General features: G+C 72.2%; 25 protein-coding genes. 18 read left to right on the forward strand and 7 right to left on the reverse strand.

The window, feature by feature from the left end; genetic code table 11:
• Positions 1 to 27: 27 nt before the first annotated feature.
• The 5 genes from ACFV9T_RS18765 (at position 28) to ACFV9T_RS18785 (ending at position 5176) form a co-directional block, all read left to right on the forward strand.
• The gene (locus tag ACFV9T_RS18765) at positions 28 to 249 is read left to right on the forward strand and encodes a hypothetical protein (RefSeq protein WP_385441575.1); all 222 of its coding nucleotides are present in this window, start codon (positions 28 to 30) and stop codon (positions 247 to 249) included.
• Between the two features lies 1 nt (position 250).
• The gene (locus ACFV9T_RS18770) at positions 251 to 1282 is read left to right on the forward strand and encodes a bile acid:sodium symporter family protein (RefSeq protein ID WP_385441576.1); all 1032 of its coding nucleotides are present in this window, start codon (positions 251 to 253) and stop codon (positions 1280 to 1282) included.
• A gap of 83 nt (positions 1283 to 1365) precedes the next feature.
• On the forward strand, positions 1366 to 3126 hold the full coding sequence (locus ACFV9T_RS18775; protein WP_385441577.1) for an NAD-dependent malic enzyme: 1761 nt from the start codon (positions 1366 to 1368) through the stop codon (positions 3124 to 3126).
• Positions 3127 to 3162: 36 nt separating this feature from the next.
• A complete protein-coding gene (locus tag ACFV9T_RS18780) occupies positions 3163 to 4215 on the forward strand; it encodes an AEC family transporter (protein ID WP_385441579.1) in 1053 nt (350 codons plus the stop codon).
• Positions 4216 to 4339: 124 nt separating this feature from the next.
• Positions 4340 to 5176: an undecaprenyl-diphosphate phosphatase gene (locus ACFV9T_RS18785; protein ID WP_385441580.1), complete on the forward strand. Its 837-nt coding sequence runs from the start codon at positions 4340 to 4342 to the stop codon at positions 5174 to 5176.
• A 53-nt stretch (positions 5177 to 5229) separates the two neighbouring features.
• Here ACFV9T_RS18785 and ACFV9T_RS18790 read toward each other — a convergent pair whose 3' ends face one another.
• Both ACFV9T_RS18790 and ACFV9T_RS18795 read right to left on the reverse strand, forming a co-directional pair.
• Entirely contained in the window at positions 5230 to 6813 is a 1584-nt protein-coding gene (locus ACFV9T_RS18790) for an AbgT family transporter (RefSeq protein ID WP_385441582.1), read from the reverse strand.
• Entirely contained in the window at positions 6813 to 8108 is a 1296-nt protein-coding gene (locus ACFV9T_RS18795; protein WP_385441584.1) for an amidohydrolase family protein, read from the reverse strand. The genes ACFV9T_RS18790 and ACFV9T_RS18795 overlap by 1 nt, the downstream gene beginning before the upstream one ends.
• Positions 8109 to 8232: 124 nt before the next feature.
• On the opposite strand from ACFV9T_RS18795, the gene ACFV9T_RS18800 reads away from it, so the two are divergent.
• The 6 genes from ACFV9T_RS18800 to ACFV9T_RS18825 all read left to right on the forward strand — a co-directional run bounded on the left by ACFV9T_RS18800 (position 8233) and on the right by ACFV9T_RS18825 (position 12584).
• Positions 8233 to 9303 carry an Lrp/AsnC family transcriptional regulator gene (locus tag ACFV9T_RS18800; protein ID WP_385441587.1) on the forward strand — a complete coding sequence of 357 codons (1071 nt, stop codon included), beginning with the start codon at positions 8233 to 8235 and terminating at the stop codon, positions 9301 to 9303.
• Between the two features lie 471 nt (positions 9304 to 9774).
• Positions 9775 to 10218, forward strand: a complete 444-nt coding sequence (locus ACFV9T_RS18805; protein WP_385441589.1) for a hypothetical protein — start codon at positions 9775 to 9777, stop codon at positions 10216 to 10218.
• Entirely contained in the window at positions 10218 to 10985 is a 768-nt protein-coding gene (locus ACFV9T_RS18810; RefSeq protein ID WP_385441592.1) for a transcriptional regulator, read from the forward strand. The genes ACFV9T_RS18805 and ACFV9T_RS18810 overlap by 1 nt, the downstream gene beginning before the upstream one ends.
• A gap of 130 nt (positions 10986 to 11115) precedes the next feature.
• Positions 11116 to 11511, forward strand: a complete 396-nt coding sequence (locus ACFV9T_RS18815; RefSeq protein ID WP_385441720.1) for a roadblock/LC7 domain-containing protein — start codon at positions 11116 to 11118, stop codon at positions 11509 to 11511.
• Between the two features lie 58 nt (positions 11512 to 11569).
• On the forward strand, positions 11570 to 11944 hold the full coding sequence (locus ACFV9T_RS18820; protein ID WP_358617178.1) for a hypothetical protein: 375 nt from the start codon (positions 11570 to 11572) through the stop codon (positions 11942 to 11944).
• 103 nt (positions 11945 to 12047) lie between these two features.
• Entirely contained in the window at positions 12048 to 12584 is a 537-nt protein-coding gene (locus ACFV9T_RS18825) for a hypothetical protein (protein ID WP_385441596.1), read from the forward strand.
• A 12-nt stretch (positions 12585 to 12596) separates the two neighbouring features.
• On the opposite strand, the gene ACFV9T_RS18830 is transcribed toward ACFV9T_RS18825, so the two are convergent.
• Positions 12597 to 13724 carry a DUF5954 family protein gene (locus ACFV9T_RS18830; protein WP_385441598.1) on the reverse strand — a complete coding sequence of 376 codons (1128 nt, stop codon included), beginning with the start codon at positions 13722 to 13724 and terminating at the stop codon, positions 12597 to 12599.
• A 189-nt stretch (positions 13725 to 13913) separates the two neighbouring features.
• Between ACFV9T_RS18830 and ACFV9T_RS18835 the strand changes: the two genes are divergently transcribed.
• The 4 genes from ACFV9T_RS18835 to ACFV9T_RS18850 are packed head-to-tail and all read left to right on the forward strand — an operon-like array spanning position 13914 to position 18898.
• Positions 13914 to 15251: a gluconate:H+ symporter gene (locus tag ACFV9T_RS18835; RefSeq protein WP_385441600.1), complete on the forward strand. Its 1338-nt coding sequence runs from the start codon at positions 13914 to 13916 to the stop codon at positions 15249 to 15251.
• Positions 15252 to 15306: 55 nt separating this feature from the next.
• Positions 15307 to 16440 carry a PP2C family protein-serine/threonine phosphatase gene (locus ACFV9T_RS18840; RefSeq protein WP_385441601.1) on the forward strand — a complete coding sequence of 378 codons (1134 nt, stop codon included), beginning with the start codon at positions 15307 to 15309 and terminating at the stop codon, positions 16438 to 16440.
• Between the two features lie 57 nt (positions 16441 to 16497).
• Positions 16498 to 17724, forward strand: coding sequence for a cytochrome P450 (locus tag ACFV9T_RS18845; protein ID WP_385441603.1), 1227 nt, complete (start codon positions 16498 to 16500; stop codon positions 17722 to 17724).
• A gap of 52 nt (positions 17725 to 17776) precedes the next feature.
• On the forward strand, positions 17777 to 18898 hold the full coding sequence (locus tag ACFV9T_RS18850; protein ID WP_385441605.1) for a PP2C family protein-serine/threonine phosphatase: 1122 nt from the start codon (positions 17777 to 17779) through the stop codon (positions 18896 to 18898).
• Positions 18899 to 18921: 23 nt separating this feature from the next.
• Here ACFV9T_RS18850 and ACFV9T_RS18855 read toward each other — a convergent pair whose 3' ends face one another.
• On the reverse strand, positions 18922 to 19356 hold the full coding sequence (locus ACFV9T_RS18855; protein ID WP_385441608.1) for an ATP-binding protein: 435 nt from the start codon (positions 19354 to 19356) through the stop codon (positions 18922 to 18924).
• Between the two features lie 153 nt (positions 19357 to 19509).
• On the opposite strand from ACFV9T_RS18855, the gene ACFV9T_RS18860 reads away from it, so the two are divergent.
• Both ACFV9T_RS18860 and glpK read left to right on the forward strand, forming a co-directional pair.
• Positions 19510 to 20277 carry an IclR family transcriptional regulator gene (locus ACFV9T_RS18860; RefSeq protein WP_385441610.1) on the forward strand — a complete coding sequence of 256 codons (768 nt, stop codon included), beginning with the start codon at positions 19510 to 19512 and terminating at the stop codon, positions 20275 to 20277.
• 49 nt (positions 20278 to 20326) lie between these two features.
• Entirely contained in the window at positions 20327 to 21826 is a 1500-nt protein-coding gene (gene glpK / locus ACFV9T_RS18865; RefSeq protein ID WP_385441612.1) for a glycerol kinase GlpK, read from the forward strand.
• A 6-nt stretch (positions 21827 to 21832) separates the two neighbouring features.
• Here glpK and ACFV9T_RS18870 read toward each other — a convergent pair whose 3' ends face one another.
• Genes ACFV9T_RS18870 through ACFV9T_RS18880 form a run of 3 tightly spaced genes read right to left on the reverse strand, consistent with a single transcriptional unit; the run spans position 21833 to position 24643 of the window.
• A complete protein-coding gene (locus tag ACFV9T_RS18870) occupies positions 21833 to 22666 on the reverse strand; it encodes a class I SAM-dependent methyltransferase (protein ID WP_385441614.1) in 834 nt (277 codons plus the stop codon).
• Positions 22667 to 22691: 25 nt separating this feature from the next.
• Positions 22692 to 23801 (reverse strand): o-succinylbenzoate synthase, encoded by a 1110-nt coding sequence (gene menC, locus ACFV9T_RS18875; protein ID WP_385441617.1) that lies wholly within the window; start codon positions 23799 to 23801, stop codon positions 22692 to 22694.
• A complete protein-coding gene (locus tag ACFV9T_RS18880) occupies positions 23798 to 24643 on the reverse strand; it encodes a chorismate synthase (protein WP_385441619.1) in 846 nt (281 codons plus the stop codon). The genes menC and ACFV9T_RS18880 overlap by 4 nt, the downstream gene beginning before the upstream one ends.
• A gap of 110 nt (positions 24644 to 24753) precedes the next feature.
• Between ACFV9T_RS18880 and ACFV9T_RS18885 the strand changes: the two genes are divergently transcribed.
• The gene (locus ACFV9T_RS18885) at positions 24754 to 26331 is read left to right on the forward strand and encodes a PucR family transcriptional regulator (RefSeq protein ID WP_385441621.1); all 1578 of its coding nucleotides are present in this window, start codon (positions 24754 to 24756) and stop codon (positions 26329 to 26331) included.
• The last annotated feature ends 6 nt before the right edge of the window (positions 26332 to 26337 follow it).

Here is a 26337-nt window from a genome sequence, read left to right on the forward strand (position 1 = left end):
GCGGGCGTACTGTGCGGCGACCAGACCGTGTGGGCCGCCACACCCGCCGTATCCGCGCCGTGCCCGGGCGCACCCGGCGACGAGCCGGAGGAGCCCACCCCGGTCGCCGGGTCGCACATCGGCCTGGTGGTCATCGACAACTCCTTCGCGGACTCCTGGCTGGAGATCGACCGCACTCTCAACACCCTGCTCCTCAGCGCGGGTACGGCAGGCAGTGATCACGAGAGCGAAAGCGAAAGCGGTGATTGACGTGACGTCGCTGTCCTGGCCATGGCGGTGGTCATGGCCGGGCCGGCTGGGGAAGGCGGTCGACCCGTACGTCGCCGCCCTCCTCGGCACGGTCGCGCTCGCGGCGCTGCTGCCCGCCTCCGGGCGGGCGGCCGGGGTGGTCGGGGGCGCCGCGGACCTCGCCATCGGGCTGCTCTTCTTCCTGTACGGCGCCCGGCTGTCCACCCGGGAGGCGGTGCACGGGCTGCGGCAGTGGAAGCTCCACCTCGTGGTGGGGGCGAGCACCTTCGTCCTGTTCCCGCTGCTGGGGCTGGCGGCGGGCGGCCTGGCCCCGTTCCTGCTCACCGACCGGCTCTATACCGGCGTGCTCTTCCTCTGTGTCGTCCCCTCGACCGTCCAGTCCTCCATCGCCCTCACCTCCACGGCCCGGGGGAACGTCCCGGCCGCCATCTGCGCCGGTACGTACTCCAGCCTGGCCGGGATGGCTCTCACACCGCTGCTGGCGGCCTGGCTCATCGGTTCCTCCGCGGGTTTCTCGGCCGACAGCCTGCTGAGCATCGCCACCCAGCTGCTGCTGCCCTTCGCCGCCGGACAGTGTCTGCGCCGCTGGATCGGGGGGTTCACCGTCCGTCACCGGCGGGCGCTCGGCCTGCTGGACCGCGGCGCGATCCTGCTCGTCGTCTACACGGCGTTCAGCCGGGGGATGACGGAGGGCGTCTGGCGGCAGATCACTCCGCTGCGGCTGCTCGCCCTGCTGAGCCTGGCCGCGGCGCTGCTGGCGGTGGCCCTCGTCACGACGTCCTGGGCCGCGCGGCGGCTCGGGTTCAGCCGGGATGACCGGGTCACGATCGTCTTCTGCGGCTCCAACAAGAGTCTCGCCACCGGGCTGCCGATGGCGGCGGTGCTGTTCGGGGAATCGGCGGGTCCGGTGATCCTTCCGCTGATGCTCTTCCACCAGCTGCAATTGTTGGTATGTACACTCATCGCGGTCCGGTGGGCCCGCCGCCGCACCGGGTCAACGCCCCTGACCAGCGCACATACCGCCACCCCCTAAAGGTCCGCGTTTCAACCTCTTGGTACCGTGATTTTTAGCGGTGTTACCCGCCGCGAAGCACGACCAGTGAGGAAGCAGTACCCATGAAGAGCGATCTACCCGAAGCGGAGGCGTCCGATCCGGCGTCTTCCGCAGCCGCGGCGACCCGGTGGAGCCCGACCGGCCACACCTGGGAAACCACCTCGCGGGGGCGCGCCATCCTCAGCGACCCGCGGCTCAACCGGGGCACGGCGTTCACCGAGTCCGAGCGCGACGCCCTCGGACTGACCGGCCTGATCCCTGCCCAGGTCATGACCCTGGAGCAGCAGGCCACCCGCGCCTACGCCCAGTACCGGGCCAAGGCCACCGACCTGGACAAGAACGTGTACCTGCGGTCCCTCCAGGACCGCAACGAGGTGCTGTTCTACCACCTGCTCGGCGAGCATCTCAGCGAGATGCTGCCGATCGTCTACACCCCCACCGTCGGCACCGCGATCCAGCGCTACAGCCATGAGTACCGCCGCTCCCGCGGCGTCTACCTCTCCGTCGACGCCCCGCACGACATCGAGCGCTCGCTGCGCGCCAGCGGCCTCGGCCCCGAGGACGTGGACCTGCTCGTCGCCACCGACGGCGAGGCCATCCTCGGCATCGGCGACTGGGGCGTCGGCGGCATGGACATCTGCGTCGGCAAGCTCGCCGTCTACACCGCCGCCGCCGGAATCGACCCGGCCCGCGCGCTCCCGGTCGTCCTGGACGCCGGTACCAACCGCCAGGAACTCCTGGACGACCCGCTCTACCTGGGCAACCGTCATCCGCGTGTGGACCGCGAGAAGTACGACGCCTTCATCGCCGAGTACATCGCCGCCGTCGGCCGGGTCTTCCCCGACGCGCTGCTGCACTGGGAGGACTTCGGGTCCGGCAACGCCCGGCGCATCATCGACCAGTACGGCGACACAGCGCTGACCTTCAACGACGACATCCAGGGCACCGGCGCCGTCAACCTGGCCGCCGTCCTGTCCGGCGCCCGGGTCACCGGTACGCCGCTGCGCGACCACCGCATCGTGATCTTCGGCGCGGGCTCGGCCGGGCTCGGCATCGCCGACCAGCTGCGCGACGCCCTGATCGCCGACGGGCTCGACCCGCAGGAGGCCTCCGACCGGTTCTGGTGCATCGACCGGTACGGCCTGATCACCGATGACGCCGAGGGGCTCGACCACTACCGGCGGCGCTACGCCCGCCGGGCGGCCGACGTCGCCGACTGGCAGCGGGACGAGCAGGTCGGCGGCATCGCGCTCGCCGAGGTGGTCCGCCGCGCACAGCCGACCATCCTCATCGGCACCTCGGGCCAGGGCGGCGCCTTCACCGAGGAGATCGTCCGGGAGATGGCCGCCCACACCGAACGGCCCGTCATCCTCCCGATGTCCAACCCGACTCCGCTGGCCGAGGCCAAGCCCGAGGACCTGGTCCGGTGGACCGGCGGACGGGCCCTGATCGCCACCGGCAGCCCCTTCGCGCCGGTGCCCCACGACGGGGTCACCCACGTCATCGGGCAGGCCAACAACGCCCTGGTCTTCCCGGGTCTCGGCCTCGGCGCGATCGTCGCGCACGCCACCCGGATCACCGACGGCATGCTGCTCGCCGCCGCCGAGCGGATCGCCGAGATGATCGACCCCGGCACCCCCGGAGCCCCGATCCTCCCACTGGTCGACCAGCTGCGCGAGACCTCCGCCGCGGTCGCCGCGGCCGTCGCCCGCGCCGCCGCGCACGACGGTGTGGCCCGTACGCCCATCGCCGACGTTTCGCTCGAGCGCACGGTCCACGAGGCCATGTGGAGCCCGGTCTACCGCCCGATCCAGCCGGTCTGACGACTCGTACACACCGGCTGAGCAAGGGACAAGACCATGACTTTTTCGCACATTTTCACCATCGTCGTGCCCGTCTTCCTCGTGATCGCCCTCGGTTACGGGGCCGGGCGGCGCGCGTCGTTCGGCGGCGGGGGCGCGGACGCGCTCCGGGTGCTCACGATGGAGTTCGCCCTCCCGGCGTCCCTCTTCCTGGGCATCGCGAACACTCCGCGCCACATCCTGCTGAGCCAGGGCCCCCTGGTGGCGATGCTCGCCCTCGGACTGCTCGGCCTGTTCGGGCTGATCCTGCTGGGCCTGCGCGCCATCGGGCGGCTGCCGCTCCAGCGGGCGTCGATCCTGGCGCTCGCCTCCGTCCAGCCGCAGTACGCCTTCATGGGCGTCTCGATCCTGGGCAACCTGTTCGGCGAGGCCGAGGCCGCGATCCCGATCGCCATCGCGGGCATCCTCGTCAACGTCATCCTCGATCCCCTCGTGCTGATCCTGCTCAACCTCGGCCACCCGAACGCCACGGAAGCCACCGCGTCGGCGTCCGCGCCGTCCCGCGTCCTGGTGTCCGCGGGCGGCGGGCCGGCCGCGGCCGAGGAGGAGCGGGACGGCGACACTGGATCCGCACCGACGACGGCCAAGCCCGTCCCCACCTGGGTGAAGGTCCTGCAGCCGCTGCGCAAGCCGTTCGCCTGGGCCCCCCTGCTCGGGCTGATCATCGCGCTGATCGGGACGCGTCCGCCCGAGATGATCGAAAGCTCGCTGACGCTGGTGGGCCAGGCCGCCTCGGGTGTGGCGCTGCTGTCGGTGGGCGTCACCCTCGCCCGCGTCGGCATGCCGCAGCTGAGCCCGGGGTCCATCGCGATCGCGCTGACCAGCGTGATCGTGCTGCCGCTCAGCACCTACGGCATCGGCCTGCTGATGTCCAGCCACGAGGTCGCCGCGCAGACGGCCCTGATCCTGGCGTTCCCCGTCTCCCCGGTGCCGATGATGCTCGCGTCACAGCACGTCAAGGACGAGGAGCACCGCATCGCCTCGTCGGTGATCATCAGCATCGTGCTGGCGTTCGTCTCGCTGCCGCTGATCATCAACCTGACCAACTAGCGGGGTCGGCCCCCGGACGGCTCATGGCCCGCCGGTACGCGCTCGGAGCGCGTACCGGCGGGTCTCGCCATAACGGCCAGCGTGCTACAAAAAGGGGCATGTCTCCGGCACAGGGATGGCTCCATTGAGCACGATCAGCATCGGCCAGGCCGTGGTCCTCGGCGTCGTCGAGGGGGTGACCGAGTTCCTGCCCGTCTCCTCCACCGGCCACCTCAAGATCACCGAGGGGCTGATGGACATCCCGGTGGACGACAAGGCCGTCGTCGCCTTCACCGCGGTCATCCAGGTCGGCGCCATCGCCGCGGTGCTGCTCTACTTCTTCAAGGACATCGTCCGCTTCGCGCGCGCCTGGGGCCGGGGCATCGCCGACCGGGAGCTGCGCCAGCGGCACGACTACAAGTTCGCCTGGTGGGTCATCTACGCCACCCTCCCCGTGGTGGCCGTCGGCCTCGCCGCCAAGCCGCTCATCGAGGGTCCGCTGGCGTCCCTGTGGGTGGTGGCCGGATCGCTGATCGTGGGCAGCGGGCTGATGTGGGCGGCCGACCGTCTGGGGCGCCACAAGCGCGGCGAGGACGACACCTCGCTCAAGGACGCCATGCTGGTCGGCGGCTCGCAGATCCTCGCCCTGCTCTTCCCCGGCTTCTCCCGCTCCGGCGCGACGATGTCCACCGGGCTGATCCTGGACCTGGACCGGCTGGCCGCCACCCGGCTGTCGTTCTTCCTCGGTATCCCCGCGCTCACGGGTGCGGGGCTGTACGAACTGAAGGACGCGCTCGGCGGCGGTGTCGCGGCGGCGCCGCTGGCGGTGGGCACGGTGGTGTCGTTCGTCGTGGCGTACGCGTCGATCGCCTGGCTGCTCAGGTTCGTCGCCAAGCACTCCTTCAACGCCTTCGTGATCTACCGCGTGGCCGTGGGCGTCCTGCTGTTCGGCCTGCTGGGGGCGCATGTCCTGACGCCCTGACGTCGGGCGTGCGCGAGGCCCCGGGCCGTTGCCCGGGGCCTTCGCGGTTCACGTCACTTCAGGCCGATGGAGGCGCCGGGGCCCAGCGGCAGGTCGAATCCGTAGAAGATCCCCAGGATGGCCAGCCACACCGCCATGAACGGCACGACGAAGATGGCGAGCCGGGAGATGAGGGTGCCGAGCCGGGCTTCCGGTTCGTACTGGCGGACCATCGCGAGGATGAGGAAGAGGTACGGGTTCATCGGCGTGATGACCCCGGTGGCGGAGTCGCCGATACGGAACGCGGCCTGGCTGAGCGCCGGGCTCATGCCCATCAGCATGAACGCGGGGAGGAAGACGGGTGCCACCAGGGACCACAGGGCGGACCCGGAGAGGATGAAGAGGTTGAGGAGCGAGGCCAGCAGGACGAACGCGATGATCGCCCAGAACCCCGTCACCCCCGTGGCCTTGAACAGTGCGGCGGCCTTCACCGCCAGCAGCACCCCCACATTGGACCAGGTGAACAGCGCGATGACCTGGGCGGCGAAGAACATCATGACGATGTAGCCGGACATGTTCTTCACCGAGTCGGTCATGGCGGTGACCACGTCGTCCGCCCCGGTGAGCTTCCGGACCGTGAAGCCGTAGGTGACCCCGGCCAGCAGGAACGCGAAGAAGAGCACGGGGACGATCCCGTTGAGCACGGGCGAGGGCACGAAGGCCCCGCCCTCGCCGCGCAGCGGGGCCCCGGGCGGCAGCCAGAGCGCGAGGACCACGGCCAGATAGCCGAGGACGACGAGAGCGGTGGCCAGCAGGCCGCGGCGCTGGACCGGGGTGAGGGTCAGGTCCTCCTGCCCGGACTCACCGTCGGCGGGCTCGTAGGTGCCCTGGTAGGGGCCGAGGCGCGGTTCCAGGACGCGGCTGATGAGGAATCCGCCGAGCAGCGCGAGCACGATGCTGCTGGAGGCGGTGAAGAAGTAGTTGATGAGCAGGTGGATGTGGAGCCCCTCGGCGGCGGGCAGCACCGCGGCCGCCTGCTGGGTGATCCCCACGTACAGGGCGTCGAGGGAGCCGATGGTGAACCCGGCCGCGTAGCCCGCGGTGACGCAGGCGAAGCCGCCGATGAGACCCGCCACGGGGTGGCGTCCGGCGCTCCTGAAGACCAGGGCGGCCAGCGGTGGGAGCACGATGGCCCCGACGTCGCTCATCATGTGCGCCTGGCTGGCGATGAGCGCCACCGCGTACGGGAGGGCGGCGCGCGGTATGCGGGCCAGGGTGGCCCGCATCACCGTCTCCAGCAGGCCGGTCTTCTCCGCGAGCCCGACCACCATGATCAGGACCACCACGGCGCCGATGGGCGGGAACGTGGCGAAGTTGGGGATCAGGTTCTCCAGCAGCCAGCGCAGACCGGTGCCGGTGAGCAGTCCCTCGATGTTCTTGGTGTCGTCGGTGCCGGGGACCTTCACCGTGACGCTCGCGGCGGAGAGCGCGGTGGAGACGACGGCCAGCAGCGCGAAGAGCCCGGCGAACAGGACCACGGGGTTGGGCAGGGCGTTGCCCGCCCGCTCGATGAAGGAGAGCACCCGGTCGAGGCCGCGGGGCTTGCCGTCCTTGGGGGACTTGCCGTTCTGGGCCGGGATTCCGGTCAGCGATGCCATCAGGGTCGTTCTCCCCTCGGGTCTGCTGGAAGCAGGAGGTCCTTCTTGACGGTGCCGTCCTGGACGACGCACACGATGTTGGCGGGGTCGCCGAGGACGCCGATGTCGGTGAGCGGATCGCCGTCGCACAGGATCAGGTCGGCGGTGCGGCCGGCGGTCAGGGTGCCGAGCCGGTCGTCCACGCCGAGGAGTTCGGCGGCGGTGCGGGTTCCGGCGACGATGGCGGCCATGGGGTCCATGCCCAGGTCCACCAGGTAGCTCAGCTCCATCAGGTTCTGGCCGTGCGGGCACACGGCGGCGTCGGTGCCCAGCGCGATGCGGGCGCCCTGCTCGATGGCGCGGGCGATGTTCTCCTTGGTGATGCCGGACCAGCGGACCTTCTTCTGGTAGTGGAACGGCGCCATGGTGTCCTTGTTGATGCCCGCGTACACGGTGGACAGGGTCGGTACGACGAAGGTGCCGCGCTCCCCCGCCATCTCCAGGGCCTGATCGTTCAGGCCGTAGCCGTGCTCGATGCTGGTGACGCCGCCGCGCAGGGCGTTGAGGATGCCCTCGGTGCCCTGGGCGTGGGCGGCGACGGGCTTGCCGCCGTGGCGGCGGCACTCGTCCACGACGGCCCGGATCTCCTCCTCCAGCAGCCCTTCGTCCTCGGGCTGGTCGTAGGGGCTGCCCATGCCGCCGGTGGCGCAGAGCTTGACCAGGTCGGCGCCCGCGCGCAGCACCTTGCGGACGGCGAGGCGGGATTCGTCCACGGTGTCGGCGATCTCGGACATCTCGCCGCCGCTGAGGTCGGTGCCGTCGGGGAGGCGTACATCGGCGTGGCCGCCGGTGTGGCTGATGATCCGTACGGCGGTGTGCACCCGGGGTCCTGTGACCCGTCCGGTCTCCACCGCGGTGCGGTAGCCCGCGGAGAGTCCGCCCAGGTCGCGGGCGCTGGTGATGCCCGCGTCCAGGGTCTGCCGCATGCGCGTGGCCGTGTCGAACGTGACCAGCACCGGGTCGAGTTCGCCTCGGCGGCCGGGCGGGGAGGAGTGCGCGTAGGCGAGGTGGGTGTGGCAGTCGAAGAAGCCGGGGAGGACGGTGCGCCCCCCGGCGTCGATGACGCGGTACCCGGCCGGGTCGCCACCGGGCGCGGGAGGCGCTTGTGCGGCGGGTCCGGCGTAGGTGAGGGTGCCCTCGGCGTCGCTGATCACGACGGCGTCGGCCACCGGGGACGCCCCGGTGCCGTCGATGAGGGTCGCGTTCTCGATGCGCAGCGCGGTCCGGACGGTCTCAGGTGCCAGCTGATCCTTCATGGGATCGGATTCACTCCTCGCATGCGGAAACAGGTAGGAGCAGTGTTGGGCTGGTGTGTTGGTCACGTGTTACGGTGCAGCATTCCATCGAGAATCGGCCACAACGCGCAGGAATCAGCCGCCCATGGACACGCAGTTTTCCGCCGGGCACCCGCCGGACGAGCTGGACGAACTGGACCGGGGGGTGGTGCACGCCTTGCAGATCCACCCCAGGGCGCCATGGACGCTGGTCGGCGATGTCCTCGGGGTGAACCCGGTGACGGCCGCGCGGCGCTGGCACCGGCTGGAGGACGCGGGCCTGGCCTGGGTGACCGCCTATCCACGGCTGTCCGACGCGCGCATCGTGGTGACCGCCGTGGTGGAGATCGACACCGAGCCCGGGGTCGGCGAGGAGGTGGCCGAGGCGCTGGCCGCCGACCCGTCGGTGGCGAACGTCAAGCTCACGGCGGGCAGCCGGGACCTGGTGGCCGCAGTACAGGCCGCGGACCTGGGCGAGCTGGCGCACCTGAGCACGGTGCTGTTCCGGGGACAGCCGGGGGTGCGGGCCACCCGTACTCATGTGGCGACGGCCGTACCGACCGAGGGCAGCCGGTGGCGGCTGCGCAGCCTGGACGCGGCGCAGTGCGCCCGGCTGGAGGCGGCGGCCTGCCCCGCGCCCGAAGCGGCCCGCGGCGCCCCGGGCCCGGACGCGCTGGACGCGCGGCTGCTGGAGTTGCTGAGCACCGACGGCCGGATGTCCATCCGGGACCTGGCGGCGGCCTCCGACGCGGGCCTCACGACGGTGCGGCGGCGGCTCGGGGTACTGCTGGCCTCCTGGGTGAGCCTGCGCTGCGACCTGGCCCGGCCGCTGTCCGGCTGGCCGCTGTCCGCGGTGTACTTCGCGTCCGTACCGGCGCGGCATCTGCGGGAGACCACCCGGGTGCTGGCCGGGATGCGGGAGGTGCGGTCGTGCTCGATCACGGCCGGTCCGCACAACGTGGTGATCGATGTCTGGCTGCGCGCGATGAGCGATGTGCACGGTTTCGAGGCGCATGTGGCGCGGCAGGTGCCCCATCTGACCATCGACGACCGCTCGGTGGTGCTGCGCACGGTGAAGCACATGGGACGGCTGCTGAACCGGGACGGACGCTGCGTGGGCGTCGTCCCGCTGCGCCAGCCGCAAGCGTCGCGCCGCGTGGAGCGCGACGAGAACTGAGCGTCGGGATTCGGTCAGCTCGGCGAGCGGGAAGCGCCCGGCGCCTATCCATCTGTCATATGCCTGCGTAGGACAATCGTATGAGGCGTCTCCCTCGCGGTAACCCAGAAGAGCCCGTTCCCGCTACGCCCGGCCCGGCGCCACGATGATCCGTCGCGGTCGCGGCACCGGACGGTACGGCGGTCGCACTGGCGCGGGGCACTGACGGACGAACGACCGCGGCATGGCGCGAACAGCCTGGTCCGGGGCGGTGTGCCGGGCGGTGCCGCACACCCGGGCCGCTCCCCCGCCGCGCCACCGCCGAGGGCCAGGGAGCCGCAGGGGTCCGAGAGGGCCGCGGACCCTACTACACGGCCTGCGCGGCTGCGGCCCAACGACAGATTTGACCCCCATCCGCTGAACCGTGCGTAACCTCTCCGTCACTGGCGTAGCCCCCGGGCGCGCCACGGGCAACGCAGGAGGGGAGACCGCATGCCCGGAATCGACGAATGCCTGCTCGACGCCATGACGGTGAACGGCGCGCGCGGCGCGGCCGTGATCGAGTGGACCAGTGGGCTCGCGCTCGGCATGGTCGGCGAGACCCGCCACGGCGACCCCGAGGCCACCGCGGCGGAGACGGCCGAATTGGCGCGCATGGCCGCCGAGCAGTCCGCGTTCGCGCCGCTCGAAACGCACGGTGCGAGCCACGGCGGCGGTGCGGGTGCCGGTGCGGGAAACGAGGACGGCGGGGCGCCCGGGGAGGCGCCCGTGGAGGACGTCATCGTCACCACCCGCACCTGCTACCACCTGCTGCGCTTCGTCGACACCGCCTTCGACAGCGGGGTCTTCTTCTATCTGTGGCTCGACCGCCGCGAAGGCAACCTGGCGCTCGCCCGGATGCGGCTGCGCGACCTGTCGCAGCGGCTGGCGCTCTGATGAGACCCGGCCGCGCGCCCCGTCTCACCGACCTGGCCGCCGAGCGGGCCAGCGGCGCCCTGCTGTGCGACGCGGGCACCGTCTATCTCGCGGACGGTCAGGTCGTGCACGCGGAGAGCCCGAGCGCCCCGGGCCTGGACGTACTGCTCACCACCGGCGGGCGGCTGACCGCCGACAGCTGGCGGGAGGCGGTCGACCGCACCGCCGCCGCCGGGCGGGTCGGCCGGTTCCTCGTGGACAGCGGGCGGCTGACCGACGCGGAGCTGGAGATCTGCCATCTGGGCGCGCTGTTCGACGCGGCCTGGTTCGCGCTCGGGCCTGGCAGCGGGCCGCGCGGCTTCCAGCGGGGCGCGACGCACTGGCTCGGCCCGGTGCGCCCGGTGGGCGCGGTCGCCGTCGAGCGGGAGATCCGGCGGCGCGGCAAGCTGCTCGACAGCGTATGGCCGTATCCGCTGGTGGACACCGAGCCGGTGGTGCTGCGCCGCCCGGACGGTCACCTTCCGCCGGTCACCCGCCGTCAGCGCGCGGTGCTGGCGCTCGCCGACGGGGTCCGTACCCCCGCCGGGATCGCCCGGGCGCTGGGCCGCCCCGCCTTTCACACGCTGCTCGACGTACGGCGGCTGGCGGCCGCCGGATACCTCGAGACGCCCCGGCCCGGCGCCCCGGTGCCGCCGCTCCCGCACCTCGGCCCGGCCGCGGTCGACTTCGCCGAACCCGACGCCCCGCTGCTGCGCCGACTCCGTGACGCCTTGGAGGCACACCTGTGATTCCCCCGACCGCCCCCGCCGCCCCGGGTGCCCCGTCGTGAGACGCGCCCTGCGGCAGCGCACGGACCCGCGGCAGCGCGCCGATCCGCGTCGGCCCGCCGAACCGCGACAGCGTGCGGAGAGGAGAGAGCTGTTGGCCGCCGAAGCCGAAGTCCTGGACGAGTTGCGCCGATTGCGGGCCCGCGTCATCCATGTGACCGGCGCCCTGGTCGCCACCAGCGACGGTCTCGTGCTGGCCCACGACACGGCCGCCATCGAACCCGAGGGCGTCGCCGCGCTGACCGCCGCGGCTCTCGGGGTGACCCAGTCCCTGGCCCATGCCACCGGCCGGGGCGCCTTCCGTGAACTGCTGGTCCGCGGCGAGGAGGGCTACGTCGCCACCTATGCCGCGGGCCCCGCCGCCGTCCTGACCGTGCTGGCCGACGGGCGTACCAACGTGGGCCGTCTGCACATGGAGGCCCGCCGGTCCGGCGCCCGCGTCGCCGAGCTGGTGGGCGACGCGCTCGGCAAGGCCGGGCAGAGCTGAGCCACACCGTCCCATCGAACCACCCAACGCACCAACCATCGAAAGGAACTGCCAGATCATGGCGAACACCCAGACCGCGCTCAAAGAGGCGATGACGTCCATCGAGGGCACCCTCGGCGTCGCGCTGGTCGACTACTCCAGCGGCATGGCCCTGGGCACCCTGGGCGGAGGCAAGGAACTCGACCTGACGGTGGCGGCCGCGGGCAACACCGATGTGGTGCGCGCCAAGGTCCGCACCATGGAGCAGCTCGGCCTCAAGGACGGCATCGAGGACATCCTGATCACCCTCGGCTCCCAGTACCACCTGATCCGGCTGCTGAAGGGCCGGAACAGCCAGGGGCTCTTCCTCTACCTGGCGCTGGACAAGAACCGGGCCAACCTGGCGATGGCCCGCCACCAGTTGCGCAGGATAGAGGCCGACCTGGAGGTCTGACCCTCCCGGCTGACCCGGCATCCGGTGCGGGGCGACGGGGCGCCCCGCACCCAGATCTATTTAGGCTAGGCAAACCTAACCGTCGGTTCTATTCTGATCGGCCATGAGCTGGTCGGAAGTGATGACGGTGAGCCTCGGGTACGCGCTCGTCCTGACGGCGCTGTTCACCTCGGTGATCGTGGGCGGGTTACTGGTGGCGCGGGACGCGCTGCTCGACGACTATCCGCCCGCGATCCGGGAGCGCCACGGCCCGCAGAGCGCCCGGGGCAAGCGCACGGCCACCGTGATGGGGCTGCTCAACGCACTGCTGTTCGTCGCCGTCCCGGTCGTGGGTGTTGTGGACCTGCACGGTCGAGCGGAGGGCACCCTCGGCTTCTGGCCCGGCTTCGTCTTCGGCGGCGTGGGGTTCCTCGTTCTCGTCCTCGCCGATCTGCTGGTCCTGGACTGGTGGCTGTTCTGCACGGTCCAGCCGCGCTTCATGGTGCTGCCGGGGACGGACGGGATGCCCGAGTACCGGGATTACGCGTTCCACTGGCGGGTGCTCGTGCCCGCGCCCGTCCCCTGGCCGCTGCTCGCCGTCCCCGGTTACGGGGTGGCCGTCGGCGCCGTCTCCGCGGTGGCCGAGGCCGTCGTCGGCTGACACCGGCGGCGCTCAGCACCCCTCCTGGCGCGCCTTGCGGCGGGCCTCCTCCTCGTTGAACAGCTCGGCCAGCTTCCGGGTGTGGGCGTCGAGTTCGAGTTCGCCGTCCTCGTCGTCGTCCTCGTCGTCGTCGTCGGTGAGCAGACCCTGGTCGCGGAGTTGCTGGTCGTGCAGCTTCACCGGCGGTTGCGGGTCCCAGTCGGAGGGCCGGGGACCCTCGGGGCCGTCCGGCCCGATCCGTACCAGGCGCTCGACGCGCACGATCCTGAACAGCCGCCCCAACACCTCCAGTTCATCGCCCCGCTCGGCGTCCAGCCGGTCCGCCGCGGCCATGTACGGCGCGCGCTCGGCGGGTTCGAGGCCGAGCTTCCAGGGGATGAGGACACGCATCTCCAGCGCCAGGGTGTCCCGTGCGCCCTGGGGTGTGGTGGACGTCCCCGTACAGTCGGAGCGCCACTCCCCGGCGGCCTTCTCGACCGTCATGAACGTCGGCGGCAGGAGCACGCCTCCCGGGTGGGTGTCCGCCGCGCGCAGGCAGTCGTCGCGCACCTCCTGGGGAACGCTGCCCCGCCTGGGGAGCATCGACAGCAGTTCGAGTTTCAGGATGCCGTCGGACACCCCGGTGGCGGTCACCGGATCGATGACGAACCCCGTGGTGGGGTCGGGCGCCCGGTGCGCCTCCCCCGGCGGCGCCGGGTCCAGGTCGGTGATCCGCGGCGGCTCGGGCCCCACCGGGCCGGAGCGGAGGAAGCGCTCGGCCCGGACCACCCGGAACCGGCCGCCGAGGACCGTCATCTCGTCGACGACCTCCCAGTCCATCCGCTCCGCGGCCGCCAGGCACTCCTTCCGGGCCGCCCGGTCACCGGCGGCCTCCGCCTCCTGCGCCATCTTGCGGAACTGGCAGCCCATTCCCTCGCGGGCGTCCTGCGGCGCCAGCCCCGAGAACGGCGACACCAGCTCCCAGCCACCCTGTTCACACTCCCGCACCACCCCGAACACCGGGCCGCCGGCCGAAAGGATCTCCGGATACACCTCCCGCGACCGCCATGCCTCCACATCCGCCACCGCCGCCACCGGCGCCTCCGGCGCGGCCACCCGGACCGTCCGATAGGCGGGGACGTTCTCGCCCTCTTCCGTCATGGGGCCAGCATGAGCACATACAAGCCGCTTGCGCGACAGATCGGCTGAAAGTCCATCCGACCGTGGGATGAGCCCTTGCGGAGTCCCCAACAACAAGGTGGCGCACGCTTATTGACCCGTCGTCCGGCGCCAACTTAGCCTCCATCTCCATACGTAGACCGTGTACGCATATGTGGAGTCGGGGATCGCATGCCTCTTGTCGTCGTCGGGATCAGCGTCCTGAGCCTGCTGTTCCTCATGACCAAGCTGAAGCTCAACGGCTTCATCGCGCTGATGCTGGTGGCGGTCGGCGTCGCACTGGTGCAGGGGGTGTCGCTGGAGAAGATCCCGGACGTCCTCGCGGGCGGCATCGGGGACCAGATCGGCGACACGATGATCGTCATCGGGCTCGGCGCCATGGTCGGCCGGGTCATGGGCGACTGCGGCGCCGCGCAACGCATCGCGGACAAGATGGTCGGCACCTTCGGGCAGCGCTGGGTGCAGGTGGCCATGGTGGTGACCGCGATGCTGATCGGCGTGACGATGTTCTACGAGGTGGCGTTCGTCATCATCGTGCCCATCGCGTTCACCATCGTCCGCGTCACCCGCGCGAACCTGCTGTGGGTCGGGCTGCCGATGTCCATCGCCCTGTCCACCATGCACAGCTTCCTGCCGCCGCACCCCGGACCCACCGCGGTGGCCGCGTCGTTCGACGCGTCGGTCGGGCTGACCCTGTTCTACGGCCTCTTCTTCGCCGTACCGTTCGGCGCGCTGATCGCCCTGGTGTGGCCGCGGCTTCCGTTCATCCGGCGGATGAACCCCGAGATCCCCCAGGGCCTGGTCACCGAGCGCACCTTCAGCGACGAGGAGATGCCCGGCCTGGGCTGGTCGCTGTCGGTGGCGCTGTTCCCGGTGGTCCTGATCGCCGGGGCGGCGGTGTACGACATGGCCGTACCCGACTCCGATCCGGCGCTGCCGCTGGTCACCTTCATCGGCTCGGCGCCGATCGCCCTGCTGCTCACCCTGCTGCTGGCCCTGTGGGCGTTCGGTCCGCGGATCGGGCGGGGGCTCGCGGAGGTCAGCAAGTCGTGCAACTCGGCGGCCCAGGCGATGGCGATGATCCTGCTGGTGATCGGGGCGGGCGGCGCCTTCAAGGGTGTTCTGGTGGAGGGCGGGATATCCGATTACATCAAGGATCTGACGGACGGCTGGCCGGTGTCCCCGATCTTCCTGGCCTGGCTCATCGCGGTCATCCTCCGGATCGCCCTCGGCTCGGCCACGGTCGCCGTCGTCACCGCCGCCGGGGTGGTGCAGCCGCTGCTCGACGGCAGCGGGGTCCACCCCGAACTCATGGTGCTCGCGGTCTCCTGCGGTTCCATCGCCTTCTCGCACGTCAACGACCCGGGCTTCTGGATGTTCAAGGAGTACTTCAACCTCTCCGTCATCGACGCCATCAAGGCGCGCACCACGTACACCACGGTGCTCGCGGTGCTCGGCCTCGGCGGTGTCCTGGCGGTCGAGGCGAGCCTGGACGCCCTCGGCCTGTGACGAGTCCTTAAGGGCGGGCAGGGCGTCGCGGGGGCAACGGGTGTAAGCAGGAGATATGCGCTTTCGGCACGCCCCCGCCCGGCCCGCCAGGGCATCGTGGTCGAGCCCGGCGCTGCTCCTCTTTCCGCTGGCCATCATCCTGACGATCACGCTGATCGACATCCAGTCCCCGCAGGCCGTCCGTCTCGGCCCCTTTCTGGCCGTGGCGCCCGCCGTCACCGCCTCGTTCGCGGGGCCGCTGGCCACCGGGGCGGTCGGGATGCTGGCCGTGGTGGCGCAGGTGATCATCGGGCAGCTGCACGGGGGACTGATGACCGCCCACCAGCAGGCCCAGCTCGGCACCCTGGTGGTGATCTCGGTGCTGGTGACCGCGTTCCGGTATGTGACCGACCGGCGGGAGCGGCGGCTGTCGCAGGTGCGGTCGGTGGCGGTGGCGGCGCAGGAGGTGTTGTTGCGGCCGCTCCCCGACCGGGTCGGGCAACTGCGGATCGCCGCCGTCTATCTGGCCGCCGAGGAGGAGGCCCAGATCGGCGGCGATCTGTACGCGGCGGTCCGTACCGAGGGCGCGACCCGGCTGCTCATCGGCGATGTGCGCGGCAAGGGGCTGGCCGCCATCGGGGACGCGGCGGTGCTGATCGGCGCGTTCCGCGGATCCGCCTACCGCGATCTGACACTGCCGGGCATCGCCGCCCACCTGGGCAACGCGGTGCGCTGGAACTGGGTGCACACCGCCGTGGAGGAGGGCGCCGCCCAGGAGTCGTTCGTCACCGCCCTGGTGGTGGACGTGTACGACGACCGCGCGGTCGCCGGAATGGTGAACTGCGGCCATCCGCCGCCCCTGCTGGTGCACCGGGGCGCGGTACGGACGCTGGAGCTGGGCGAACCCGCGCTGCCGCTGGGGCTGGACATGGCGCCACGGGACGGCTGCGTGGTCGAGACGTTCGGCTTTGAGGACGAGGATCTGCTGGTCCTGCACACCGACGGGGTGATCGAGGCCCGCGACGCGGAGGGCGCCTTCTTCCCGCTGGCCGACCGCGTCGCGGCCTGGCGCGGCGACAGCCCGGAGTCCCTGGCGGGCCACCTCCGCGACAGCCTGCTCCAGCACACGGGCGGCGAGGTGGGCGATGACGCGGCCATCGTCGTCGCCGCCCGCTGTCCCCTGCCGCCCGCCACCGGCCGCGCCGAGTAGTCCCGCTTTATACCGATTACGCTCGAATGTGAAGGGCTGGTGGAAGGGAGCGCATCCGTGTCCGTCACCTCATCCGGGCCGTCCCCGGTCTCCTTGCCCCGGCATCGCGGCTGCCCGTTCGACCCGCCCGGTGCGTACGGGGCGCTCCGCGCCCGGCGGAGCGCCGCCCGGCTGGCCTTTCCGGACGGGAAGACGGGCTGGCTGCTCACCGGTTACGACGATGTCCGCGATCTGCTCGCGGACGACCGGTTCAGCTCGGACCGGGTCCGCGCCTCGTCGCCGATCCGGGCGTTTCCGATGCGGGAGGACGATGAGCGCCGACTCGGCTCGTTCATCGGCATGGACCCTCCCGAGCACACCCGCTACCGGCGGCTGCTCTCCCGGTGGTTCACGCCTCGGCGGACGCGGGAGCTGCTGCCGCGCGTCGAGGGGATCGTCACGGATCATCTCGACGCGATGGAGCGCACCGGACCCCCGGCCGATCTGGTGCGGTCGTTCGCCCAGCCCATCCCGTCCCTGGTGATCTGCGAGCTGCTGGGGGTCCCGTACGCCGACCGGGCCGCCTTCCAGGGGTGGTCGGCCACCTTGTTCCGGATCGACGAGGACGAGGAGAAGATCTTCGCGGCCCGGGACGCGGTGTGGGACTACATGCGGGGCCTCGTCGCGGCCAAGCGGCGGCGGCCGGACGGCGCGCTGCTGTCCCGGCTGGTCCACGACGCGGACGCGGCGGCGTCGTTCTCGGACGCGGAGCTGACCGGAGTGGGGCTGCTGCTGCTCATCGCCGGTCATGAGACGACGGCGAACATGCTGGCCCTGGGCACCTTCGCGCTGCTGAGCCACCCCGAGCAGGCGCGGCTGGTGCGCGAGCGTCCCGAGCGGGCGGATGACGCGGTCGAGGAGCTGCTGCGCTATCTGACCATCGTCCAGTTCGGCACGGTCCGGGTGGCGCGGGAGGACGTGGAGATCGCCGGGGCGCGGGTGCGGGCCGGGGAGACCGTGGTCGCCTCGATCGCCGCCGCCAACCGGGATCCCGCCCGGTTCCCGGACCCCGACGGCCTGGACGTCACCCGTGACGCCACCGAGCACATCGCCTTCGGCCACGGCGTCCACCAGTGCCTGGGCCAGCACCTGGCCCGGATGGAGATGCGGACCGGCTATCCGGCGCTGCTCCGGCGGTTCCCCACGCTGCGGCTGGCGGTACCGCCCGAGGAGGTGCCGCTGCGCGACGACATGCTGGTCTACGGAGTGCACCGGCTCCCCGTCACCTGGGATGGGGCAGCGTGATACGCGTCGGGCCGGACAAGGGCTGAGCGTGCGCTCCAAGGCGCCCAGGAGCGTGACGCCACCGGCCTCGGACACGCTGCGGGGCGTGCCCGCTCCCCCGGCCTGGCTGCGCTGGCTGCCGGTCCTCTATGTGGCGGCGATCCTGGCGATCGAGCCCATCACCCCCGTCCAGTGGCCGGTGAGCTTCCTGCTCATCGCGCTGCCGGTGGTGGCCGCGTTCACGCTCGGCCCGGCCGGGGTCGCCGGGGTCACGCTGTTCACCGTGGTCTTCGAGGGGGTGCTGGCCGGGACCCCGTGCTGCGCGGGCCGCAGCGTCGGCTATCTCTTCGAGCGCCACTACGTCGCCTCGTACCTCTCCACCGCCCTGGTCGGCGCCCTCGGCACCGCGCTGGCCGCCCACCGCAAGCGCCAGGAGAAGCAGCTGGTGCACGCGGCCTCGGTGACCGAGGCCCTGATGCGCACCCTGCTGCGGCCGCTGCCGCACGAGGTCGGCCATGTGCTGACGGCCGGGCTCTACCGTCCCGCCGAGGCCGGGACCATGATCGGCGGTGATCTCTTCGACATCCGCGCCACCCGGACCGGTGAGCGGGCCATCATCGGCGATGTGCGGGGGAAGGGGCTGCAGGCGGTCCGTACCGTGGCCGATGTGCTCGGCGGCTTCCGCCAGGCCGCCTACGAACCGGGGGATCTGGGGCAGGTCTGTGCCCGGCTGGAGAGCCGGATGGCGCGGGAGGCCGCGGAGATCCCGGACGACGAGCTGTTCGTCACCGCCGCGCTGATCGAGTACGACCCGCTCGCGCACCGGCTGACGGTGATCAACCACGGGCATATCGAGCCCGTCCTGATCTCCCGGGGCGAGGTGATGACGCTGAGCGGGCCGCCGTCCCTGCCACTGGGCCTGGGCTCGCTGGCGAAGGAGAGCCCGGCCCCCGTCCACCACCGGTTCCTGCGCGGCGATGTGCTGCTGCTGTGCACCGACGGGCTGATCGAGGCCCGCGATGTGACCGGGTCCTTCTACCCCCTCCTGGAGCGGCTGCGCGAGCGGTTCGCCGGGGCGCCGCCCCCGGAGCCCATCGACGTCATCGAGTTCCTCAACACGGATCTCCCGGCCCACGCCCGCGCGCTCCACGACGACGTCGCCGTCCTCGCCATCTCCCCGCACGAGCGCACATGAACCGGCCCGCCGCCGCACGCCGGTCAGCCGACGGGCAGCTCCGCCCACCGGGTGACGATTCCCCCGTGGCCCGGGGCGGTGCCGTGCCGGGCCGAGAGCGCGGTGACGATGCCCAGCCCGCGCCCGTGCTCATCGGGCTCGGCCTCCTCGGTCGGGTCCGCGCCCCGGGGCGCCGGTCCGCCGTCGGTGACCGCGATGTGCAGGGTGCCGCATTCCTTGGTCTCGCTCCAGCGCAGCCGCAGAACGGCCGGGGGCAGGGCGTGCAGAACCGCGTTGGTGATCAGCTCGGAGACCACCAGCAGCGCGTCCTCCAGGGTCTCGGCGGCCAGCCCCCAGTCGGCCAGCAGCGCATGCGCCCGCCGCCGCACACCGGCGACGGCCTCATGGAGATGCGGCACCGGAAAGTGATGATCGACGTACGCTCCGCCGGTCCACGGCATGGTCAGCTGATCCGCCATATCTCCTCCTTCCGGATACTCCGCCGGTCGTGTTCCTCATGTCCTGTTACGGACGCTATGGGCGACGACCGGCGGGGTCAACGAATCCTGGTCGGCATTACCGAACGTTCCCGTGCGGGGGTGAACGCATGCCCGAAGAGCTACGATCACGTCATGGCCGGCCCGGTGCAGTCCATCGAGCGGGCAGCGGCGATCCTGCGGCTGCTCGCCCAGGGTTCCGGTCGGCTCGGACTGGGCGAGGTGGCCGCCTCGCTGGGTCTGGCGAAGGGCACCGCGCACGGAATCCTGCGCACGCTGCAGAGCGTCGACTTCGTCGAACAGGACCGGGCCACCGGCAAATACCAGCTCGGCGCGGCGCTGCTGCACCTCGGAACCAGCTACCTCGACATCAACGAGCTGCGGTCCCGTTCCCTCAACTGGGCCGACGCGCTCGCCGCCCGCAGCGGGGAGGCGGTCCGGATCGGGGTGCCGCTGGAGGGCAAGGTGCTCATCGTCCACCATGTCTTCCGGCCCGACGACACCTTCCAGACCCTGGACGTCGGCTCGCTGCTGCCGCTCCACGCCAGCGCCCTGGGCAAGGTCCTGCTGGCGTTCGGGGCGACGCCGGTGGAACCGGTGCTGGAGGCGGAGCCGGAGACGTATACGCGGCACACGCTGGCCTCCCCGGCCGCGCTGAACCAGGCGCTGGGCGAGATCCGGGAGGCCGGGTGGGCGGCCGCGGTCCAGGAAACCGTCATGGGTGAGGCGGACATCGCGGCGCCGATCCGCGGCCAGGGCGGCCTGGTCGTGGGCGCCGTCGGGGTGTCCGGCACCGTGGAGCGCGTCTGCGACAGCAAGGGCGGGCCCCAGCCGTCGCTGGTCGGCCTGACCCGGGACGCCGCACGGGCCATCTCCCGCGACCTCGGCGCGGCCCGCTGGTGACCCGCCATGCCCCGCTCGTGCTCGTACCCGCCTGAAGGCAGGTAAGGCCATGGTTGAACGCTATGTGATGTCCATCGACCAGGGCACCATGTCCACCCGGTGCATCCTCTTCGACCACCAGGGGCGGCTGGCCTCCGTCGCCCAGCGCGAGCACCGGCAGCACTACGCCAAGCCCGGCTGGGTGGAGCACGACCCCGCCGAGATCTGGTCCAATCTGCGGCGTGTGGTGCCCCGGGCGCTGCGCGACGCGGACGCCGGGCCCGAGCAGATCGCGGCCATCGGCATCGCCAATCAGCGCGAGACCACGGTGGTGTGGGAGCGCGATACGGGCCATCCCGTGGGCAACGCGATCATCTGGCAGGACACCCGCACCGACGCGCTCGTCCAGGAGCTGCGGCGCGCTACCGGCGACGACTTCTTCCTGGACCGCTGCGGGCTCTCCCCCGCCACCTACTTCTCCGCGCCCCGCATCCGCTGGCTGTTCGACCACGTCCAGGGGTTGCGGGAGCGGGCGGAGCGCGGCGAGGTGCTGTTCGGCACGATGGAGAGCTGGCTGATCTGGAACCTCACCGGCGGTCCTTCCGGGGGCTTGCACATCACCGACGCCACCAACGCCAGCCGCACCATGCTCATGAACATCCGCACCCTCACCTGGGACGACGAGCTGCTGTCGTACTTCGGGATACCCTGGGCGATGCTGCCCGAGATCCGCCCCTCCGCCGAGGGCTACGGCGTGGCGCGGGAGGTGCTGCCGGGCGTACGGATCGGCGCCGCCCTCGGTGACCAGCAGGCGGCGCTGTTCGGGCAGACCTGCTTCGCGCCCGGCGAGGCCAAGTGCACGTACGGCACCGGCAGCTTCCTGCTGCTCAACACCGGCACCAACCTGGTCCGCTCCCGGCACGGGCTGCTCACCACCGTCGGCTACAAGGTCGGCGACGAGCCGCCCGTCTACGCCCTGGAGGGGCCGATCGCCGTCACCGGCTCGCTGGTGCAGTGGTTCCGCGACCGGCTGGGCCTGATCCACAGCGCACCGGAGATCGAGACCCTGGCCCGCAGCGTCGAGGACAACGGCGGCTGCTACATCGTGCCCGCCTTCTCGGGCCTGTTCGCCCCGCACTGGCGCAGCGACGCGCGCGGCGTCATCGTCGGCCTCACCTCGTACATCACCAAGGGCCATCTCGCCCGCGCGGTGCTGGAGGCCACCGGCTGGCAGACCCGCGAGGTCGTGGACGCCATGAACGCCGACTCGCCCGAGCCGCTGCGGGAGCTGAAGGTCGACGGCGGGATGACGGCCAACAATCTGCTGATGCAGTTCCTGGCCGATGTGCTCGACGTGCCGGTGGTGCGGCCGATGGTCTCGGAGACCGTGTCACTGGGTGCCGCGTACGCCGCGGGGCTGGCCGTGGGCTACTGGCCGGACCTGGAGGGGCTGCGCCGGAACTGGCACCGGGCCGGGCAGTGGATGCCGACGATGGATCCGGCGCGGCGGCAGGCGGAGTACGAGAACTGGCAGCGAGCGGTGGAGCTGTCGTTCGGCTGGATCAAATAAGGGTGTTCAGGGGCGGCGCGCCCAGGCGGAGATCATGGGGGCGGTGGCCAGGTCGAGGCGCCCGGTGGCCACGTTCGCCAGATGCTGGCCGATCTCCTCGTCGGTGGCCAGGCCCGCGGCCACCAGCCGGGCGCGGATCTGCCGCACGGTGGCGGTCTCCAGGACCGTGCAGGCCGGTGAGGCCACGGGGAAGTACGCGTCGGCGCACACGTCTTCGAGACCGGCCTCGCGCAGCAGCCGGGGCAGGGTGCGCCCGTACGCGAGGTCCGCGCCGCGCCGGGCCATCAGCTCGCGGAAACCGGAGCGCAGCCGGTTGGCGAGGCGCTGCTGCGGGCCGGACTCGTCCGGGCACAGCAGCGGCTGAAGCCCCGGGTCGGCGTCCTCCAGGAGCAGCCAGCCACCGGGCCGCAGTGCCTCGATCATGCGGCGCAGGGCCTGCGCCCGGTCGGGGACGTGCACCAGGACGAGGCGGGCGTGCACCAGGTCGAACGGGCCGGGCGGCGGCGGGTCGGCGGCCACGTCATGGCGCAGCACCTCGATCACCCGGTCCGGTCCGGTGGCCGTGGTGCGGGTCCAGGACACGTCGATGTCGGTGGCGATCACCTGCCCGGTAGGCCCGACCCGTTCCGCAAGACCCTCGGGGACGGAGGGGCCACCGGCGCCCACCTCCCAGCAGCGCATGCCCGGTCCGATGCCGAGCCGGTCGACGTGGCGGAAGGTGCTCGGGTCGAACAGCTCGGCCAGGGCACCGAACCGGATGCCCGCCTCGGTCTGCCGGTTGTCCAGCAGATAGCCCTGATCGTCGTCGGTCCTGCCCGCCCCGCCGTGTGCGCTGTCCATGCCGTCGATCATGGCAGAACCCGGTTCACCCGCCGTACAGCACCCGGGTGGCCGTGGTGAACCGGGCGAGAGCGTCCGGCAGCGGGGTGACGCCGATGCCGGGCGTGGTGGGCACCGGCAGATGGCCGTCCGCCAAAACGAACGGCTCGGTGATGTCCTCGGCGAAGTACCGCCCGGACGCCGAGGTGTCGCCGGGCAGGGTGAATCCCGGGAGGGCGGCGAGGGCCAGGTTGGGGGCCCGGCCGATACCGGTCTCCAGCATGCCGCCGCACCACACCGGAACGCCGTGGGCGGTGGCGAGGTCATGGATGCGGCGGGCCTCCGTATAGCCGCCGACCCGGGCCGGTTTGACGTTGATGACCCGGCAGGCGTCCATGGCGATCGCGGAGGCGGCGTCGCTCGCGGTGTGGATGGACTCGTCCAGGCAGACCGGGGTGGTGATCCGCCGCTGTAGCTGGGCGTGGGCGTGGAGGTTGTTCTCGGCCAGCGGCTCCTCGATGAGCAGCAGGTCGAAGGCGTCCAGTTTCCGCAGGTGGGGGGCGTCGGCGAGGGTGTACGCGGTGTTGGCGTCGACCTGCAGGGGCAGGGCGTCGCCGAACCGTTCGCGTACGGCGCGCACCGGCTCCAGGTCCCAGCCCGGCTCGATCTTGAGCTTGATGCGGACGTACCCCTCCTCCAGGTACTCCTCGACGTCGTCGAGCAGTTCGGGGAGGGAGTTCTTGATGCCGACGGAGACACCCGCGGGCACCCGGTCGCGGACCGAGCCGAGGAAGGTGGCGAGGGGCATGCCGTAGGCGCGGAGTTCGGCGTCCAGCAGGGCCGTCTCCAAAGCCGCCTTGGCGAGTTCGTGTCCCTTCACGGCGGCCATGGCGGGGGCGAGGGCCGCCGTCGTCGGCTCGGGGAGGGCGGCGACGCGCGGCAGCAGGAAGTCGCGGATCACGGTCTCGGCACCGGCGACGAACTCGGAGCAGTACAGCGGCTCCGGGTCGGCGGCGAACTCGGACCAGCCCTCGGCCTCGTCCGTGACGACGCGCAGCAGGAAGGTGTCCTTGGCCGTCATCGTCCCGAAGGAGGTGCGGAAAGGGGTGACGAGCGGGATGGCGACATGGAGCAGTTCGACGCGTTCGAGCCTCATGCGCGCGGTTCCTCACGGGGGTTCGGAGTGAGCAGATACCAGCCGTCGCGGGACATCGACGTGGCGCGCAGCCCCTCGGCGTACGCGTCGGTGAACACCTCCCGTACGGCGTGCCGCCAGCGCAGCGCCAGGGCGGGGTCGGCGGCGCGCAGCGCGACGATGTCCTCGGGCACCCGGCACCACAGCCGCCGGTCGTCCCGTACGGCGAGCGGGCCGCCGTCCGGGGCGGGGCGGACCGCCGTGGCGCGTGCCCGGGCCTCGTCGTCCCCGGCCTCGGGGGTGTGCGCCGTACCGGGGTCGAGGTCCCAGGCGGCGGTGAGCCGGTCGCTCTCGTCGCCGTCGTTCACCCCGTCGTTCATCGGCCCGTACAGGTCGACCAGGTACTCGGACCCGACGGCGCCCAGCTTGACCAGGTTGAACCGGGCGTTGCGGCCCACCAGCGGGTCGAAGGTCCAGCGCATGGTGCGGGCGCCGCGCTCCAGCGCCCAGGCCCGCTGGGCCTGCTTGATCGCGAAGCCGACGCCCCGGTCGGAGGCGGTGGCCGCGGCCACGAACGAGTACGCGCTTCGGTCGGCGGGCGGTCCGAAGACGGCGACGGCCGCCCCCGCGAGCCGTTCGCCGGTCCCGTACGCGGCGTGCACCGCGCCGCCCGCGTGCACGAGGCTGTGCAGCACCTCGCTGGGATAGGGCGGATTGGTGTGCGGCAGCTGCCATACGTCGGCGAGGAAGTCGGCCACCGCCTGGATACCGGCCACATCGTCCACGGTGCGGACGCCGACCCCGGCGGTGTGGGCGGCGGCGGACGCGAGCGCACCGGCGTCCATCGTCACTGCTGGTGTCATGGCACCGAGTCTCCCGGGCCGGACCCGGACGTCTCTTGTCCAGGCCCACAAAGACGGCCTAGGGTCCTGTGACGATCGGCCAATGGCCGCGACGAAAGGCCACCGCACCCATGGACGCCCGCACCCTCGGGGACCTCCTCGCCGTTCTCGGCGAGCCCACCCTGCGCCCGCTCAGCCCCGCCCCGGCCGGACTCGGCGCGCCCGTCACCGAGGTGCTGCTGTACGACGCCCACGCGCCGCTGCCGTCCCGGGCGCCCGGCGCCCTGCTGCTGGCGGTCGGGGTGCGGGCGGAGGCCGCCGGTCCGCTGGTGCGGGAGGCGGCCGCCGCCGGTATGGCCGGGGTGGTGGTGCGCGGCGCGACCGGGCCGGTCGCCGAGGCGGCGGAGTGCGGTACGGCCCTGCTCGCCGTGGACGAGGACGCCGCCTGGCACCACGTCCATCTGCTGCTCGCCCAGGCGATCGGGGCGCGGCCGTCCCCGGCGGGCGACGGGGCCGCGCTCGGCGATCTGTTCTCGCTGGCGGGCGCGGTGGCGGCGGCGGTGGGCGGCGCCACCGTCATCGAGGATCCGCGGCAGAGCGTCCTCGCGTACTCGACCGTGGCCGGGCAGCCGGTCGACGAGGCCCGGCGGCAGGGCATCCTCGGCCGTCAGGTGCCGGACAGCCCGGAGAACACCGAGCAGTACCGGGTGCTGTTCGCCGCCCCGGGCCCGGTCCGGCTCGCCGCCCTCGGCGAGGGCGAGCTGCCACGGCTGGCCGTCGCCGTGCGGGCGGGCGGCGAAACACTCGGCTCGCTGTGGGTCGTGGACGACGGGACGCTCGCCCCCGACGCCGAGGCGCAGCTCGCCCAGGGCGCGTCCACCGCCGCGCTGCTTCTGCTGCGGGCGCGGGCGGCGGCCGAGCTGTCCCGGCATCTGACCGGCGATCTGCTGCGCCGCCTGCTGGACGGCACCACCGAACCGGCCACCGCCGCCCAGCGCCTGGGCCTCACCCCGGGCACCCCGCTGCGGGTGGCCGCGTTCGCGCTGGATCCGGCGGCCTCCGCGCCGGATGGCGAGCAGGCCGCGCTGCGGCTGCTGGACCTCGTACGGCTGCAGTGCGAGGCCCGCTACGGGCGGCAGGCGTGCGTCCTGGTCGACGGGGTGGTGTACGCGCTGCTACCCGTGAGCGGGGAGCGCGCCGGGGAGCGGCAGCGGCGGTTCGCGGAGGACATCGTGCGGCGCGCCGGGCAGGCGCTGCGGGCGCCGGTACGGGCCGGGCTCGGCGAGGTGGTGCCGGACCCGGCGGAGATCCCCGGCTCGCGGGAGGACGCCGATCTGGTGCTGCGGGTGCTCCGGCCGGACGAGACGGTCGCGGCGGTGCACGAGGTGCGGGCCCGGGCCGTCCTGTTCCGGCTGGCCGGGCTCCTCGGCGAGCGGCGGGAGCTGGCGGCCGGGGCGTGGCGGGAGGTGCTGGCGTACGACGCCGACCACGGTACGGACTACGCCCGCACCCTGGTGTGCTGGCTGGACGCGGGCTGCGACATGGCCCGGGCGGCGAAGCTGCTGGCCGTGCACCCCAACACCTGCCGCTACCGGCTCCGCCAGGTGCGGTCGCAGCTCGGCGTCGACCTGGACGACCCGGACGAGCGGCTGGTGCTGTGGCTTCAGCTGCGCACCCTGGCGGGGCTGCGCGGGGTCGAAGCGGCGTAGTGGCGC

It is taken from the genome of Streptomyces sp. NPDC059850, from assembly GCF_042731515.1.
Lineage (GTDB): Bacteria > Actinomycetota > Actinomycetes > Streptomycetales > Streptomycetaceae > Streptomyces.

Excerpts from the sequence above, each read along its gene's own strand:
- ACFV9T_RS18885 (WP_385441621.1), top strand. The coding sequence starts at position 24,754 with ATGGACGCCCGCACCCTCGGGGACCTCCTCGCCGTTCTCGGCGAGCCC.
- ACFV9T_RS18790 (WP_385441582.1), bottom strand. The coding sequence starts at position 6,813 with ATGGCATCGCTGACCGGAATCCCGGCCCAGAACGGCAAGTCCCCCAAG.
- ACFV9T_RS18800 (WP_385441587.1), top strand. The coding sequence starts at position 8,233 with ATGGACACGCAGTTTTCCGCCGGGCACCCGCCGGACGAGCTGGACGAA.
- ACFV9T_RS18805 (WP_385441589.1), top strand. The coding sequence starts at position 9,775 with ATGCCCGGAATCGACGAATGCCTGCTCGACGCCATGACGGTGAACGGC.
- ACFV9T_RS18810 (WP_385441592.1), top strand. The coding sequence starts at position 10,218 with ATGAGACCCGGCCGCGCGCCCCGTCTCACCGACCTGGCCGCCGAGCGG.
- ACFV9T_RS18825 (WP_385441596.1), top strand. The coding sequence starts at position 12,048 with ATGAGCTGGTCGGAAGTGATGACGGTGAGCCTCGGGTACGCGCTCGTC.
- ACFV9T_RS18870 (WP_385441614.1), bottom strand. The coding sequence starts at position 22,666 with ATGGACAGCGCACACGGCGGGGCGGGCAGGACCGACGACGATCAGGGC.
- ACFV9T_RS18830 (WP_385441598.1), bottom strand. The coding sequence starts at position 13,724 with ATGACGGAAGAGGGCGAGAACGTCCCCGCCTATCGGACGGTCCGGGTG.
- ACFV9T_RS18860 (WP_385441610.1), top strand. The coding sequence starts at position 19,510 with ATGGCCGGCCCGGTGCAGTCCATCGAGCGGGCAGCGGCGATCCTGCGG.
- ACFV9T_RS18775 (WP_385441577.1), top strand. The coding sequence starts at position 1,366 with ATGAAGAGCGATCTACCCGAAGCGGAGGCGTCCGATCCGGCGTCTTCC.
- ACFV9T_RS18880 (WP_385441619.1), bottom strand. The coding sequence starts at position 24,643 with ATGACACCAGCAGTGACGATGGACGCCGGTGCGCTCGCGTCCGCCGCC.
- ACFV9T_RS18780 (WP_385441579.1), top strand. The coding sequence starts at position 3,163 with ATGACTTTTTCGCACATTTTCACCATCGTCGTGCCCGTCTTCCTCGTG.
- ACFV9T_RS18840 (WP_385441601.1), top strand. The coding sequence starts at position 15,307 with ATGCGCTTTCGGCACGCCCCCGCCCGGCCCGCCAGGGCATCGTGGTCG.
- glpK (WP_385441612.1), top strand. The coding sequence starts at position 20,327 with ATGGTTGAACGCTATGTGATGTCCATCGACCAGGGCACCATGTCCACC.
- ACFV9T_RS18855 (WP_385441608.1), bottom strand. The coding sequence starts at position 19,356 with ATGGCGGATCAGCTGACCATGCCGTGGACCGGCGGAGCGTACGTCGAT.
- menC (WP_385441617.1), bottom strand. The coding sequence starts at position 23,801 with ATGAGGCTCGAACGCGTCGAACTGCTCCATGTCGCCATCCCGCTCGTC.
- ACFV9T_RS18795 (WP_385441584.1), bottom strand. The coding sequence starts at position 8,108 with ATGAAGGATCAGCTGGCACCTGAGACCGTCCGGACCGCGCTGCGCATC.
- ACFV9T_RS18820 (WP_358617178.1), top strand. The coding sequence starts at position 11,570 with ATGGCGAACACCCAGACCGCGCTCAAAGAGGCGATGACGTCCATCGAG.
- ACFV9T_RS18835 (WP_385441600.1), top strand. The coding sequence starts at position 13,914 with ATGCCTCTTGTCGTCGTCGGGATCAGCGTCCTGAGCCTGCTGTTCCTC.